The following is a 15,087-nucleotide window of genomic DNA, read 5'->3' on the forward strand; positions in this document are numbered from 1 at the left end:
AAAGGGTGAAAAAAGATCAGCCGATGGCGATCATCTCGAAATCCATCTTGCCGACGCCGCAGTCCGGGCACAGCCAGTCTGCCGGAACGTCTTCCCAACGGGTGCCGGGCGCGATGCCGTCATCCGGCCAGCCCTCGGCCTCGTCGTAAATCAGGCCGCACACCACACATTGCCACTTCTTCATCGTTGATCTCCTTACATTCAGGCCAGGCGCGATCGTTATGCGTCGATCGTCAGCAGGGCTTTGTACTGAGGCTGGCCAGGCGATGCAAGTTGCCTGGGGCAAACATGCTAAGCTCGCCGCCTCTCTGGCCTGTAACCGCTGATCTACCGTGCCATACGAATCCTCGCAATTTCCGGCTGCGCAATGGACGCAGCACACACCGCAGCTCGCCGCTAAAACGCCTGCGCTGCCCCGGACTGGCTGTTCGACCAGGGCTCCCTGACCCGCCGTTTGACCCGCCTCTCTGCTGAGCATTTCTCCGTGACGCCCCTTTATGAAGGCTGGCAGACCCTGCGCGCCGACGAGTGCCAGGCCCTCGGCCTGACGCCAGGCAGCGAAGGCTGGGTGCGCGAGGTTTACCTGCGCGGCCATGGCGAACCCTGGGTGTTCGCCCGCAGCGTTGCCGGCCGCGAGGCCCTGCTCAACGATGGCCTTGATCTGGAAGCGTTGGGCAGCCGGTCACTGGGCGAGTTGCTGTTCTGTGATCGCGGCTTCGCCCGTCAGGCGATCGAAGTCTGCCACTACCCGACGGATTGGCTGCCGCCCGAGCAGGACAGCGAAGGTCTGTGGGGCCGACGTTCGCGTTTCGACCGTGGCGCGCTGGGCCTGCTGGTGGCGGAGGTGTTTCTTCCCGCGCTGTGGCAAGCCACCGAAGCTTTCCAGGAGGTCCGCTGATGTACCTGAGCCTGCTCAAGTCGCTCAATCGCCTGCATCCCCGTGCGTGGGATTTCATTCAATTGAGCCGCATGGACAAGCCGATCGGCATCTACCTGCTGCTCTGGCCAACCTTGTCGGCGGTCTGGATCGCCGGCAAAGGCTCGCCGACCCTGGCCAATGTGCTGATCTTCCTGTTCGGCGTGGTGCTGATGCGCGCGGCGGGCTGCGCCATCAACGACTTCGCCGACCGCAAGGTGGACGGACACGTCAAACGCACCGCCGAGCGGCCACTGGCCAGCGGCAAGATCAGCGGTCGGGAAGCCCTGGCCTTGTTCGGGCTGCTGGTGGGCCTGAGCTTCCTGCTGGTGCTGTGCACCAATGCCACCACGGTGTACCTGTCGTTCGGCGCGGTAGCGCTGGCGGCCTGCTACCCGTTCATGAAGCGCTACACCTACTACCCGCAGGTAGTTCTGGGGGCGGCGTATTCGTGGGGCATTCCGATGGCCTTCACCGCGGCGAACGGCGAGCTGCCGGCGATCGCCTGGCTGCTGTACATCGCCAACCTGCTGTGGACGGTGGGGTATGACACCTATTACGCGATGGTCGATCGCGACGACGATTTGAGGATCGGCGTGAAATCCACCGCGATCCTGTTCGGCGAAGCCGACCGCATCATCATTCTGTCGCTGCAGGTCGGGTCGCTGCTGTGCCTGCTGCTGGCCGGCAACCAGTTCGACCTGGGCGGCTGGTTCCATCTCGGCTTGCTGGGCGCGGCGGTGTGCTTCGCCTGGGAGTTCTGGTCCACCCGCAGCCTGGCGCGGGAAGCCTGCTTCAAGGCGTTCCTGCACAACCACTGGGCGGGTTTGATCATCTTCATCAGCATCGTGATCGACTACGCGACCCGCTGATTCGAACGCTGTGAGCGCTGGCCTGGCGGGGCACCGACAAGCCAGCGCTCACAACAGCTCATCTTTATGGCTCAGGGCTTGGCGACGTGCCAGACGTCCTTCATGCCATCACCGGTCATGTCTCCGCCCTTCTTGTCCTTGACGAAGGTGTACAGTGGTTTGCCGTCGTAGGCCCACTGCATGCTGCCGTCGGCACGCTTGATCTGCGTCCATTTGCCTTCGGCCTTCTCACCGGCCTTGGCCGCCAGGGGTGGCCAGTTCTTCGCGCAGTCGTCGTTGCACATGGACTTGCCGCCAGCGTCCTTGTCGAAGGTGTAGAGCGTCATGCCGTTGTGATCCACCAGCATGCCGTCCTTCTCCATGGCATGGTCGGCCAGGGCCACCCCCGGTAAGGCGAGAGCTGCGCAGAGCGTCATCCAGTTCAGCGTATGTCGTGTCATTGGATTCACCGTTAAATCTCGGGAGTGGGATTTAAAGCCTAGCCCAGTAACAGAATGTTGCTGCAACGGCCCCCGACCTGTCACACGACTGCAATAATTCCGTTATCTAATGCGGGCCAAGACACCAGAAGCTGGGAGAGGTTTGAGCATGGTTGGCAGGAACATTCTGATCGTTGACGACGAAGCGCCAATTCGCGAAATGATCGCCGTTGCATTGGAAATGGCTGGCTATGACTGCCTCGAGGCCGAAAACTCGCAACAGGCCCACGCCATCATCGTGGACCGCAAGCCGGACCTGATCCTGCTCGACTGGATGCTTCCGGGCACTTCGGGCATCGAGCTGGCCCGCCGCCTCAAGCGCGACGAGCTGACCAGCGACGTGCCGATCATCATGCTCACCGCCAAGGGTGAGGAAGACAACAAGATCCAGGGCCTGGAAGTCGGCGCCGACGACTACATCACCAAGCCGTTCTCGCCGCGCGAGCTGGTCGCCCGCCTCAAGGCCGTCCTGCGCCGTGCCGGCCCGAGCGATGGCGAAGCGCCGATCGAAGTCGGCGGCCTGCTGCTCGACCCCATCAGCCACCGCGTGACCATCGACGGCAAACCTGCCGAGATGGGCCCGACCGAATACCGCCTGTTGCAGTTCTTCATGACCCACCAGGAACGTGCCTACACTCGCGGGCAACTCCTCGACCAGGTCTGGGGCGGCAACGTCTATGTCGAGGAGCGTACCGTCGACGTGCATATCCGGCGCCTGCGCAAGGCACTGGGTGAAGCCTACGAAAATCTGGTACAAACCGTTCGCGGCACGGGTTACAGGTTTTCAACCAAGGGTTGAATGCAGTTTCACGTTTGAAGCTGCAAGCCTCAAGTAGAAGCAAGAGCCGATCTGCTTCCACTTGATGGCTGCAGTCACCCAGTCTCACGAAGAGCGAAAGCATTAGACGATCCGCTTCAATCTTGCAGCTAACAGCTTGCAACTTGGGGCTGGTCCGCAAGGATCCCGAAGTGAACCAGAACTGGCACGGCACCCTCATTCGCCACATGCTGCTGCTGATTACCGTCTGCCTGCTTGTCGGGCTGATCAGCGGCCACTATGGCTGGAGCCTCGCGCTCGGCCTGGCTGTCTACCTGGGCTGGACCCTGAAACAGATGCTGCGGCTGCACCAGTGGCTGCAAGAGCACAAATCCGACGAGGCACCACCGGACGGCTACGGCCTGTGGGGCGAGATCTTCGACAGCATCTATCACCTGCAGCGCCGCGACCAACGGGTCCGCGGGCGTCTGCAAGCAGTGATCGACCGCGTCCAGGAGTCCACCGCCGCGCTGCGAGATGCGGTGATCATGCTCGACAGCGAAGGCAATCTGGAGTGGTGGAACCGCGCCGCCGAAACCCTGCTGGGCCTCAAGACCCCGCAAGACAGCGGCCAGCCGGTGACCAACCTGGTCCGCCATCCACGCTTCAAAGAGTATTTCGAGCAGGAAAACTACCTGGAGCCGCTGGAGATCCCGTCGCCGATCAGCGACCGCCTGCGCATTCAGTTGCACATCACCCGCTACGGCAACAACGAGCACCTGATGCTGGTGCGCGACGTCACCCGTATCCACCAGCTCGAACAGATGCGCAAGGATTTCGTCGCCAACGTCTCCCACGAATTGCGCACACCGTTGACTGTGATTGCCGGCTACCTGGAAACCCTGCTGGACAACGTGGAGGACGTGAATCCGCGCTGGACGCGGGCACTGCAGCAAATGCAGCAACAGGGCGGACGCATGCAGACGCTGCTCAACGACCTGCTGTTGCTGGCCAAGCTGGAAGCCACCGATTACCCGTCGGACAACCTTCCGGTCGCCGTCGACACCCTGCTGCACTCCATCAAGGGCGACGCCCAGGCGCTGTCTGGCCAGCGTAACCAGCGCATCACCCTGGAAGCCGAGCCCGGCCTGCGCCTGAAAGGCAGCGAGGCGGAACTGCGCAGCGCCTTCTCCAACCTGGTGTTCAACGCCGTGAAGTACACCCCGGACGAGGGCAATATCCGCATCCGCTGGTGGGGCGACGAACACGGCGCGCACCTGAGCGTGCAGGACTCGGGCATCGGTATCGACGCCAAGCACCTGCCGCGCCTCACCGAGCGTTTCTACCGGGTCGACTCCAGCCGCGCCTCCAATACCGGCGGCACCGGCCTGGGCCTGGCGATCGTCAAGCACGTGCTGCTGCGCCATCGCGGTCGCCTGGAAATCAGCAGCGTTCCCGGCCATGGCAGCACCTTTACCTGCCACTTCGCCGCCGTTCAGATCGCCGCCCGCAAGGTTCAGTGATCCAGCGCACTTTGCATTTGAGTTTTCAGCCGCTACATTGGCGGACGGGTGCCAGCATGAGCTGGCATCTTTTTTCCTCCTATTTCAAGAAGACGGACCCCGTAAAACTCCATCATGGACCCTTCCCCTAGTATCAGCCTCGCCTCACTCTTCGCCGATTTCGGCATGATTCTTTTCGCTCTCTTGCTGGTTCTGCTCAACGGCTTTTTCGTAGCCGCCGAGTTCGCCATGGTCAAACTGCGCTCGACCCGGGTCGAGGCAATCGCCGAACAGAATGGCTGGCGCGGACACATCCTGCGCACCGTACACAGCCAACTGGACGCCTACCTGTCCGCCTGCCAATTGGGTATCACCCTGGCATCGCTGGGCCTTGGCTGGGTCGGCGAACCGGCATTCGCCCACCTGCTCGAACCGCTGCTGGCCGCCATCGGCGTGCAGTCGCCGGAGATCATCAAGGGCGTCTCGTTCTTCAGCGCCTTCTTCGTGATTTCGTACCTGCACATCGTGGTCGGTGAGCTGGCGCCCAAATCCTGGGCGATCCGCAAGCCAGAGCTGCTGTCGCTGTGGACCGCCGTGCCGCTGTACCTGTTCTACTGGGCCATGTACCCGGCCATCTACCTGCTCAACGCCAGCGCCAACGCCATCCTGCGTATCGCCGGCCAAGGCGAGCCCGGCCCGCACCACGAGCATCACTACAGCCGTGACGAACTGAAACTGATCCTGCACTCCAGCCGCGGCCAGGACCCCAGCGACCAAGGCATGCGTGTGCTGGCCTCGGCGGTGGAAATGGGCGAGCTGGAAGTGGTCGACTGGGCCAACTCCCGGGAAGACATGATCAGCCTCGACGTCAATGCGCCGCTGAAAGAGATCCTGGCGATGTTCCGCCGGCACAAATTCAGCCGCTACCCGGTGTACGACGCCGAGCGCGGCGAGTTCGTCGGCCTGCTGCACATCAAGGACCTGCTGCTGGAACTGGCCGCGCTGGACCACGTTCCCGAGTCCTTCGACCTGGCCGAACTGACCCGCCCGCTGGAACGCGTCTCCCGGCACATGCCGCTGTCACAGTTGCTGGAGCAGTTCCGCAAAGGCGGCGCGCACTTTGCTCTGGTTGAGGAGGCCGACGGCAAAGTCATCGGCTACCTGACCATGGAAGACGTGCTGGAAGTGCTGGTCGGCGATATCCAGGACGAACACCGCAAGGCCGAGCGCGGCATCCTCGCCTACCAGCCGGGCAAGCTGCTGGTGCGGGGTGACACGCCGCTGTTCAAGGTCGAGCGCCTGCTGGGCGTGGACCTCGACCACATCGAGGCGGAAACCCTCGCGGGCCTGGTCTACGAGACCCTCAAACGGGTCCCGGAAGAGGAAGAAGTGCTGGAAGTCGAAGGCTTGCGCATCATCATCAAGAAGATGAAAGGGCCGAAGATCGTTCTGGCCAAGGTGCTCAAGCTCGATTGAGTACCTTCACGGGTTGCCGGCGGTGAAGTTCGGCAATCCACCCACGGGCTGGTTGAACTGGTAGGGAATCGACTCCACCGCCAGCCCGACATTGCGCTGCACCACGAAATGCAGGTGCGGCGCGGTGCTCCTGCCGGTATTCCCCGACCGCGCGAGCGGCGTGCCATACGCCACCTGCTGCCCTTCCCTGACCACCACCGAACCCCGCATCAAGTGCAGGTACACGCCCATGGTGCCGTCGCTGTGCAGGATCCTCACGAAATTGCCGGACGGCTGCGTGCCACGCCCGCTCTGCCGGTTCTCCACCTTGACCACTACACCAGGACGCGCAGCGATGATCGGCGTGCCCTCGGGCATGGCGATGTCCATGGCGTAGCGGCCTTTGGGCCCGAAATGGCTGAAGCGGCCGTTAGGGCCCTGGGTCAGGCGAAACGGCCCGCCACGCCAGGGCAAGGGGTAGCGATAGGCCTGCGGCCGCTGCACGGGATCGCCGAGGGCCGTGCGAAATTTCTCGCGGTAAGTTACCGGTTTGCCCGGTTGCAAGGCGCTGACGCTGGTCAGCGCTACCGTGGCCCGTGGCGGCACCACCCGGCGCACTACCCGCGGTCCGACGTCCCTCGCATTGCCCAGGCGCTCCAGGCGCAACTCGACTTCGACGGGCGCGAACAACTCGTTGTACACGGAGAAATGCACACCGCCGGCATGCGGCGTGGCTTGAAGGTGCACCTGACTGTCCAGTTGCTCGACCATCTGGTCCCGAAAGATGAAAGGCCGCGCACCAGGCTGGGGCCGATCAGAGTAGGAAACAACACCGTAAGGGTCGGTGCTTTTGTAGATGGTCATGGCCAGAGCCGGCCCGGCAGATAGCAGCAAGGCGCAGAACAGCAGCAGGCGGGATGACATGACTAATGGCCTTCTGACAGTTGTGCTTTGTCGAAGCCTAGCAGCCGGTTTTTGTCGCAGAAGGCGGGGACTGTTTCAGGAAGGTTCAAGCCGATCAGCGGTGGCAATTTGCCGCCAGACGGCGCGTCGGCGAGCCACTGGGCAGCTTCGCTCGACGCAGGTCGGGGTGAACGGTGATCAGGCGCTCGGAATGTATTGCTTCTGGGCCGTACCGCGGGCGATCAGGCGGGACAGGTAGTCGAGCTTCTGCGCATCCTGGTCGACGAAGCGGAAGATCAGTTGCAACCAGTCGCTGTCGGGCTTGGGCTCAAGTGCCGCGACCGAATGCAGGTAGCCGTTGAGCCGGGCGATCTCCGAGGTTTCGCCTTGCTCCAGGTCCAGCACGGCGCCTTCCAGAACCTGCGGCAGGGCATCGCTGCGGCGTACCACCAGCGAGGCTTCCTTGAGGGTCAGGGCCTTGATGATGCAGGGCTGGTTGCCGCTGGACAGGCGCAACTGGCCTTGGCCACGTCCGGCCGGCACGGCAGGCTTGGCCGGCTCGGGCGCGGGAGCGCTGACCTGTGGCTGGGCGGCTGGCGCCGCGACCGGTGCACTGGCCTTGGCCTGCTCAGGCTTGCCGCTGGTCAGGGCCGACAGCGAGTCATTGGCAAAACCGCTGGAGGAGCGTGCATTACCGCCGGCCATGCTCGCCTCAAGCTTGCCAACCTTGGCCAGGGCCTTTTTCACTTTGGTCAGCAATTGCTCGTTGGTGAACGGCTTGCCGACATAGTCGGAAACGCCGGCCTGGATGGCCTGAACCACGTTTTCCTTGTCGCCGCGGCTGGTCACCATGATGAACGGCAGGGTCTTCATCGCGTCCTGCTGGCGGCACCAGGTCAGGAGCTCGAGGCCGGACATCTCCGGCATTTCCCAGTCGCACAGAATCAGGTCGAACACCTCCCGGGCCATCAGGGTCTGGGCTTTGCGCCCGTTGACCGCATCTTCAATGACCATGCCCGGAAAATAGTTGCGCAGGCATTTCTTCACCAGATCGCGGATAAACGGCGCGTCATCCACCACCAAAACACTGACTTTACTCATCGCCACTCCTTCCTGATCCCGACTAGCATAACGTTGACTGATGGCCATTGGCCAAAACTTCGGTCACGCCGGGACATAACGCATTCGTTCGCGGGTGCCTTCTATTGCGCTGCCGCAAACGAAAACGCCCGGCCGGAGCCAGGCGTTAGTTCTCGGGGCAGTCTTATTTATCGTCAGATTCGCCCGAAACATTAGCTTTTTCAGTGCCCTGAACTTCTTCTCTCATGCGCGCCAGGCCCAGGTGACGGACGTCTGTGCCGCGCACCAGGTAAATCACCAGCTCGGAGATGTTGCGCGCGTGGTCGCCGATACGCTCCAGCGAACGCAGGGCCCAGATCACGCTCAACACCCGCGAGATGGAACGCGGGTCTTCCATCATGTAGGTGACCAGTTCGCGCAGCGCGGTCTTGTATTCGCGGTCGATGGTCTTGTCGTATTGAGCAACCGACAGGGCCAGTTCGGCGTCGAAGCGGGCGAAGGCGTCAAGTGCATCGCGGACCATGTTGCGCACCTGGTCGCCGATGTGGCGAACCTCGACGTAACCGCGCGGCGATTCGCCTTCCTCGCAGAGCTGGATGGCGCGGCGAGCGATTTTGGTCGACTCGTCACCGATGCGCTCCAGGTCGATCACCGACTTGGAAATGCTGATGATCAGGCGCAGGTCCGACGCGGCCGGCTGGCGACGGGCAAGAATGCGCACGCATTCTTCGTCGATGTTGCGTTCCATCTGGTTGATTTGCTCGTCAACCTCGCGCACCTGCTGGGCCAGACCGGAGTCGGCCTCGATCAGCGCGGTGACCGCGTCGTTGACCTGCTTCTCGACCAGGCCGCCCATGGCCAGAAGGTGGCTGCGCACCTCTTCGAGCTCGGCGTTGAACTGCTGGGAGATGTGATGGGTGAGGCTGTCTTTGTCGATCATGCTTTCGCTCCGCGAATAAGCTGCCAGCTTCAAGCCGCAAGCTTCAAGTCGTTCGTGTAATCCCTGAGTTCACATTGTTGCCGCTCGTGGCTCGCAGCGTGAAGCTGTCGCGCCCCGCGCGACTAGCCGTAGCGACCGGTGATGTAGTCTTCGGTCTGCTTCTTCGCCGGGTTGGTGAACAGGGTATCGGTATCACCGAATTCGACCAGTTTGCCCATGTACATGAACGCGGTGTAGTCCGAAACCCGGGCCGCCTGCTGCATGTTGTGGGTCACGATGACGATGGTGTACTTGGACTTCAGCTCGTAGATCAGCTCTTCGACCTTCAGGGTGGAGATCGGGTCCAGTGCCGAGCAAGGCTCGTCGAGCAGCAGGACTTCCGGTTCCACGGCGATGGTACGGGCGATCACCAGACGCTGCTGCTGACCACCGGACAGGCCGAGGGCCGAGTCGTGCAGGCGGTCTTTCACTTCTTCCCACAGGGCCGCGCCTTTCAGTGCCCATTCGACGGCTTCGTCGAGCACGCGCTTCTTGTTGATGCCCTGGATGCGCAGGCCGTAGACCACGTTTTCATAGATGGTCTTGGGGAACGGGTTCGGCTTCTGGAACACCATGCCGACGCGACGGCGCAGCTCGGCGACGTCTTCGCCCTTGCGGTAGATGTTGTTGCCGTAGAGGTTGATCGCGCCCTCGACGCGGCAGCCGTCGACCAGATCGTTCATCCGGTTGAAGGTCCGCAGCAGGGTGGATTTACCGCAGCCGGACGGGCCGATGAAGGCGGTCACGCGCTGTTTGGGGATGTTCATGCTGACGTCGAACAGGGCTTGTTTCTCGCCGTAGAACAGGCTCAGGCCGGGCACTTCGATGGCCACGGTTTCTTCCGCCAGACGCAGGCTCTGTTTGTCGCGACCCAAGGCCGACATATCGATGCCGTGGGTGTGGGGTTCATGCTGCATGGTCAGACTCCATACGCTATCAATTTCGTTTCATCGAACCGCCCGGCACACAGCGCGGGCGGCACTTGCAAAAAGACGGTGACGATCAGTGATCCAGCGCTTTGTACTTCTCGCGCAGGTGGTTACGGATCCAGACCGCCGACAGGTTCAGCGTGGCAATGACCAGCACCAGCAGCAGCGCGGTGGCGTACACCAGCGGACGTGCGGCTTCGACGTTCGGGCTCTGGAAGCCGACGTCATAGATGTGGAAGCCCAGGTGCATGATCTTCTGGTCCAGGTGCAGGTACGGGTAGTTGCCGTCCACCGGCAGCGACGGCGCCAGTTTCACCACACCCACCAGCATCAGCGGCGCCACTTCACCGGCGGCACGGGCCACCGCGAGGATCATGCCGGTCATCATCGCCGGGCTGGCCATCGGCAGAACGATCTTCCACAGCGTCTCGGCCTTGGTTGCGCCGAGGGCCAGAGAGCCTTCACGCACGGTCCGCGGGATCCGCGCCAGGCCTTCTTCAGTGGCAACGATCACCACCGGTACCGCCAGCAGTGCCAGGGTCAACGAAGCCCAGAGCAGGCCCGGCGTACCGAGGGTTGGCGCCGGCAGCGATTCGGGGAAGAACAGCCGGTCAAGCGAGCCACCCAGCACGTAGACGAAGAAGCCCAGGCCGAACACGCCGTAGACGATCGCCGGGACACCGGCCAGGTTGTTCACCGCGATGCGGATCAGCCGGGTGATGGGTCCCTGACGAGCGTATTCACGCAGGTAGACCGCTGCCAGCACGCCGAATGGCGTCACGATCACGGCCATGATCAGGGTCATCATCACCGTACCGAAAATGGCCGGGAAGATACCGCCTTCAGTGTTGGCTTCACGCGGGTCGTCGCTGAGGAATTCCCAGACCTTGGCGAAGTACACGCCCAGCTTGGTGAACAGGCCCATGCCGTTCGGCTGGTAGGCGTGCACCACCTTGCTCAGGTTGATCTCGACTTCACGGCCGTTGCCGTCACGCGCTACCAGGCTGTCGCGAGCGAAATCCTGGTGCAGGGTGCCCAGACGCTCTTCGATGGCCTTGTAACGGTTGTTCAGCTCGGCGCGCTCAGACTCGATGTCGGCCTGGGCGGCGGCATCCAGCTTGCCTTCCAACTCCAGCTTGCGACCGTGAAGGCGCAGACGCTCAAGACCGTGGTTGATGGCACCGATGTCTTTCTTCTCAAGACTTTGCAGGTCGCGAGCCAGCTTCTCCGAGCGCTCCAGACGGTTCTGCAGTTCGGTCCAGGCAGCCTGCCCTTCGCCGACCACCTTGCCGTTTTCCTTGACGCTGACCAGGTAGCCGTAGAAGTTGCCCCACTCGCGGCGTTCCAGGGCGATCATCTCGGCGGGACGCTGTTCGTCGGTCAGCCATTCACCCACAACCCAGGTGAAGTCGCTGCCGTTGAGGTCACGGTTACCGACCTTGATCAGTTCGCGGGTCATGAATTCCGGGCCGACGTCAGGTACCGGCAAGCCGGCACCTTTCAGACGGGCGCGTGGTACTTCTTCCTTCTGTACCACTTCGCCCACTACCACGTGCGCGGGCTGGCCCGGCACGGTGTAGTTGGCCTGGACCAGGTCGGCGGGCCAGAAATGGCCCAGACCACGTACAGCGATGACCGAGAGCAGACCGATGGTCATGATGACTGCGATGGCCACCGAGCCACCGCTTATCCAGACACCGGGGGCGCCGCTCTTGAACCAGCTTTTGAGGGAATCCTTTTTCACGGATCTCTACCTTCCTATCAAAGCGACGAGTATTTCTTGCGCAGACGCTGGCGAATCAGCTCGGCCAAGGTGTTCATCACGAACGTGAACATCAGCAGCACCAGCGCGGCAAGGAACAGGACGCGGTAGTGGCTGCCACCGACTTCCGATTCGGGCATTTCCACGGCGACGTTGGCTGCCAGGGTGCGCATACCTTCGAACAGGTTCAGCTCCATGACCGGGGTGTTGCCGGTGGCCATCAGCACGATCATGGTTTCGCCTACCGCACGACCCATACCGATCATCAGTGCCGAGAAGATACCCGGGCTGGCGGTCAGGATGACGACGCGGGTCAGGGTCTGCCACGGCGTGGCGCCCAGAGCCAGCGAACCCAGGGTCAGGCTGCGCGGCACGCTGAACACGGCGTCCTCGGCGATCGAGTAGATGTTCGGGATAACCGCGAAGCCCATGGCGATACCCACTACCAGGGCGTTGCGCTGGTCGTAGGTGATGCCCAGGTCGTTGGTGATCCACAGGCGCATGTCACCGCCGAAGAACCAGGTCTCCAGGAACGGACTCATGTACAGGGCGAACCAGCCGGTGAAGAGGATCACCGGGATCAGGATTGCAGCTTCCCAACCGTCCGGTACTCGCAGGCGGATCGACTCGGGCAGGCGGCTCCAGGAGAAGCCGGCGACCAGGATACCCAGCGGCAGCAGCATCAGCAGACTGAACACGCCCGGCAAGTGGCCTTCAAGGTACGGCGCGAGGAACAGACCCGCGAAGAAGCCGAGAATCACCGTCGGCATCGCCTCCATCAGCTCGATCACCGGCTTGACCTTGCGGCGCATGCCCGGTGCCATGAAGTAGGCGGTGTAGATCGCTGCGGCGATGGCCAGCGGGGCGGCCAGGATCATCGCGTAGAACGCGGCCTTGAGCGTACCGAAGGTCAGCGGCGAGAGGCTCAGCTTGGGTTCGAAGTCGGTGTTCGAGGCGGTCGACTGCCAGACATACTTCGGCTCGTCGTAGTTCTCGTACCAGACCTTGCTCCACAACGCGCTCCAGGAAACTTCCGGGTGCGGGTTCTTCAAGGTCAGCGGCAGCAGCTTGCCACCTTCTTCGATGATCACGCGGTTGGCCCGCGGCGACAGTGCCAGCACGCCAGCGCCTTCAGCGGCCGGCTCGACCAGCAGGGTGCGGTGCGCGGTGCTGTGGAACACGCCGAGCTTGCCGTTGGCGTCCAGGGCGATGAAGCCCTTGCGGCGCTCTTCGGCATCGATCTGCACGATCGGCGCGTTGTCCATCTTGAAGTCGCGGATGCGCTTGAAACGCTGCTCGCCGTCCGGATCGCGCGCCATGAACCACTGGCTCAGACCGCCTTTGGAGTCACCGAGAATCAGCGAGATACCACCGACCAACTGGGTGCTGGCGGTGATTTCGGCAGTGCCGTCTTCGAGCAGCTTGTAGCGACCGTTGAGGCTCTTCTCACGCAGGCTGAACACGTCGGCCTGGGCACGACCATTAAGGACGTAGAGCCACTGCTGGCGTGGGTCGATGAAGATCGCCTTCACCGGCTCGGTCATCTGCGGCAGCTCGATACGGCTCTGCTCGCTGGTGACTTCGCCCGTCATCATGTTTTCTGTGCGGCTGAGCGACAGCACCTGCAGGTGAGCGCCCGCGGAACCGGCCAGCAACAGCGTGTCGCCGTTGTGGTTCAGGCTCACGTGCTCAACGGCACGGCCCTGGTCGTCCAACGCGACAGGCTCCTGGCCATACGGGAAATCGACGGCAGGAGTGATGGTTTTCTTGTTGTCCGGGTAGGTGATCTTGTAGCTGTGGCTGAAGACCATCACCTGACCATTGGACAGGCCCAGCACGATCAGCGGGCTGCCCGGCTGGTCGGAACCGATGGAGGTCACCTGGACGCCTGCCGGCAGTGGCAGGTCGACGCGCTTGAGCTCGGCACCGGTCTTGGTGTCGAAGAACAGCGCCTGGCCCTTGTCGGAGACACGCATCCCCACCAGGTTCTGTTCTTCCAGAGCGATCATCAGCGGTTTGCCGGCGTCCTGTTGCAGCCAGGTCGGCTCCAGCGCTTTCTTGCTGGTCAGCGTCGCACCCTGGAACAGCGGCACGACCACGTAGGCCAGATAGAAGAAAATCAGGGTAATTGCCGCCAGCACGGCAAGCCCGCCCACCAGGACATACCAGCGGGTCAGGCGATCCTTGAAGGCGCGCAGGCGACGTTTGCGTTGCAGCTCGGGCGTATTGAAATCAATCCGCACGGGGGGAGAATTTTGGGTCATGGTGGAGTTGGCCAGATCATTCATGCGCACACCCTAGCGGTCCCGTATGACAAAAACATTACAGTGCAGTGACGCAAAAAAGCCCGCCGCGCAGAGGTCCTGGCAGCGGACTGACAATTTGCGGCAGGGTTCGGCATCCTCCGAACCCTGCCTGAGTCACACTCAGTTCTTCGCGACGCCCGCGGTCTGGCTCAGACCGAGGTCAGCCAAGGCTTTCTCAGCCACTTTGGCTGGCAGCGGGATGTAGCCGTCTTTCACCACGACCTGCTGGCCTGCCTGGGACAGAACCAGTTTCACGAACTCGGCTTCCAGCGGGGCCAGAGGCTTGTTCGGGGCCTTGTTGACGTAGACGTAGAGGAAACGCGACAGCGGGTAGGTGCCGTTCAGGGCGTTGGTTTCGTTGTCTTCAACGAACTCGCCGCCTTCTTTCTTGGCCAGGGCTACGGTCTTGACGCTAGCGGTCTTGTAACCGATGCCCGAGTAGCCGATGCCGTTCAGCGAGGAGCTGATCGACTGAACCACCGAAGCGGAGCCTGGTTGTTCGTTCACGTTTGGCTTGAAGTCGCCTTTGCACAGGGCTTCTTCTTTGAAGTAGCCGTAGGTGCCGGATACCGAGTTACGGCCGAACAGTTGAACTGGCTTGTTGGCCAGGTCGCCGGTCACGCCCAGGTCGCCCCAGGTTTTGACGTCGGCTTTGCCGCCGCACAGACGGGTCGACGAGAAGATCGCGTCAACCTGAGCCATGGTCAGGCCTTTGATCGGGTTGTCCTTGTGGACGAACACAGCCAGGGCGTCAACGGCAACCGGGATAGCGGTTGGCTTGTAGCCGTACTTCTGCTCGAAAGCCTGCAGCTCGACGTCCTTCATCTTGCGGCTCATCGGGCCCAGGTTGGCGGTGCCTTCAGTCAGCGCGGGTGGCGCGGTGGAGGAGCCGGCGGCCTGAATCTGAATGTTGACGTTCGGGTACTCTTTTTTGTACGCCTCGGCCCACAGTGTCATGAGGTTGGCCAGGGTATCGGAACCAACGCTGGAGAGGTTGCCCGACACACCGGTGGTCTTGGTGTAGGTCGGAATAGCTGGGTCAACAGCGGCAACCGCATTGGCGGTGGCTACGCCAGCGGCGACAAAGGTCAGGGCCGCCATCAAACGCTTCAGTTTCATGCCTTGCTCCTAGCAGGAATTCGGGGGT

The 15,087-nt window shown here is 62.4% G+C and carries 13 protein-coding genes and 1 pseudogene; 5 read left to right on the forward strand and 9 right to left on the reverse strand.

What is annotated here, in order from left to right:
* Positions 1 to 16: 16 nt before the first annotated feature.
* Positions 17 to 184, reverse strand: a complete 168-nt coding sequence (locus HWV67_RS23965) for a rubredoxin (RefSeq protein WP_095158936.1) — start codon at positions 182 to 184, stop codon at positions 17 to 19.
* Positions 185 to 332: 148 nt separating this feature from the next.
* Here HWV67_RS23965 and HWV67_RS23970 point away from each other — a divergent pair.
* Positions 333 to 898 (forward strand): annotated as a pseudogene (locus tag HWV67_RS23970) (chorismate lyase).
* Complete coding sequence (gene ubiA / locus HWV67_RS23975; protein ID WP_175653054.1) at positions 898 to 1,788, forward strand: 4-hydroxybenzoate octaprenyltransferase; 891 nt, start codon at positions 898 to 900, stop codon at positions 1,786 to 1,788. The pseudogene HWV67_RS23970 and the gene ubiA overlap by 1 nt, the downstream one beginning before the upstream one ends.
* Positions 1,789 to 1,859: 71 nt before the next feature.
* Here the strand turns inward: ubiA and HWV67_RS23980 are convergent, their stop codons facing one another.
* The gene (locus HWV67_RS23980) at positions 1,860 to 2,228 is read right to left on the reverse strand and encodes a COG4315 family predicted lipoprotein (RefSeq protein WP_110969795.1); all 369 of its coding nucleotides are present in this window, start codon (positions 2,226 to 2,228) and stop codon (positions 1,860 to 1,862) included.
* A 148-nt stretch (positions 2,229 to 2,376) separates the two neighbouring features.
* Here HWV67_RS23980 and phoB point away from each other — a divergent pair, with 148 nt between their 5' ends.
* The 3 genes from phoB to HWV67_RS23995 all read left to right on the forward strand — a co-directional run bounded on the left by phoB (position 2,377) and on the right by HWV67_RS23995 (position 6,002).
* Positions 2,377 to 3,066: a phosphate regulon transcriptional regulator PhoB gene (phoB, locus tag HWV67_RS23985; RefSeq protein ID WP_095158932.1), complete on the forward strand. Its 690-nt coding sequence runs from the start codon at positions 2,377 to 2,379 to the stop codon at positions 3,064 to 3,066.
* A gap of 206 nt (positions 3,067 to 3,272) precedes the next feature.
* Positions 3,273 to 4,547 (forward strand): phosphate regulon sensor histidine kinase PhoR, encoded by a 1,275-nt coding sequence (gene phoR, locus HWV67_RS23990; protein WP_256680195.1) that lies wholly within the window; start codon positions 3,273 to 3,275, stop codon positions 4,545 to 4,547.
* A gap of 114 nt (positions 4,548 to 4,661) precedes the next feature.
* Positions 4,662 to 6,002: a hemolysin family protein gene (locus tag HWV67_RS23995; protein WP_110969797.1), complete on the forward strand. Its 1,341-nt coding sequence runs from the start codon at positions 4,662 to 4,664 to the stop codon at positions 6,000 to 6,002.
* A 6-nt stretch (positions 6,003 to 6,008) separates the two neighbouring features.
* On the opposite strand, the gene HWV67_RS24000 is transcribed toward HWV67_RS23995, so the two are convergent.
* The 7 genes from HWV67_RS24000 to HWV67_RS24030 all read right to left on the reverse strand — a co-directional run bounded on the left by HWV67_RS24000 (position 6,009) and on the right by HWV67_RS24030 (position 15,059).
* Positions 6,009 to 6,905, reverse strand: coding sequence for a peptidoglycan DD-metalloendopeptidase family protein (locus HWV67_RS24000; RefSeq protein WP_175653055.1), 897 nt, complete (start codon positions 6,903 to 6,905; stop codon positions 6,009 to 6,011).
* 177 nt (positions 6,906 to 7,082) lie between these two features.
* The gene (locus tag HWV67_RS24005) at positions 7,083 to 7,985 is read right to left on the reverse strand and encodes a response regulator (protein ID WP_175653056.1); all 903 of its coding nucleotides are present in this window, start codon (positions 7,983 to 7,985) and stop codon (positions 7,083 to 7,085) included.
* A 163-nt stretch (positions 7,986 to 8,148) separates the two neighbouring features.
* On the reverse strand, positions 8,149 to 8,904 hold the full coding sequence (phoU, locus tag HWV67_RS24010) for a phosphate signaling complex protein PhoU (protein ID WP_095158927.1): 756 nt from the start codon (positions 8,902 to 8,904) through the stop codon (positions 8,149 to 8,151).
* A gap of 122 nt (positions 8,905 to 9,026) precedes the next feature.
* Positions 9,027 to 9,860 (reverse strand): phosphate ABC transporter ATP-binding protein PstB, encoded by an 834-nt coding sequence (gene pstB, locus HWV67_RS24015; RefSeq protein ID WP_095158926.1) that lies wholly within the window; start codon positions 9,858 to 9,860, stop codon positions 9,027 to 9,029.
* 85 nt (positions 9,861 to 9,945) lie between these two features.
* Complete coding sequence (gene pstA, locus HWV67_RS24020; protein WP_175653057.1) at positions 9,946 to 11,616, reverse strand: phosphate ABC transporter permease PstA; 1,671 nt, start codon at positions 11,614 to 11,616, stop codon at positions 9,946 to 9,948.
* Between the two features lie 17 nt (positions 11,617 to 11,633).
* Positions 11,634 to 13,922 carry an ABC transporter permease subunit gene (locus tag HWV67_RS24025; RefSeq protein WP_175653058.1) on the reverse strand — a complete coding sequence of 763 codons (2,289 nt, stop codon included), beginning with the start codon at positions 13,920 to 13,922 and terminating at the stop codon, positions 11,634 to 11,636.
* Between the two features lie 138 nt (positions 13,923 to 14,060).
* A complete protein-coding gene (locus HWV67_RS24030; RefSeq protein ID WP_175653059.1) occupies positions 14,061 to 15,059 on the reverse strand; it encodes a phosphate ABC transporter substrate-binding protein PstS in 999 nt (332 codons plus the stop codon).
* Positions 15,060 to 15,087 lie beyond the last annotated feature (28 nt).

Origin of the sequence: Pseudomonas sp. Marseille-P9899, from assembly GCF_903166565.1 — a bacterium.
Classification (GTDB): Bacteria; Pseudomonadota; Gammaproteobacteria; order Pseudomonadales; family Pseudomonadaceae; genus Aquipseudomonas; species Aquipseudomonas huaxiensis.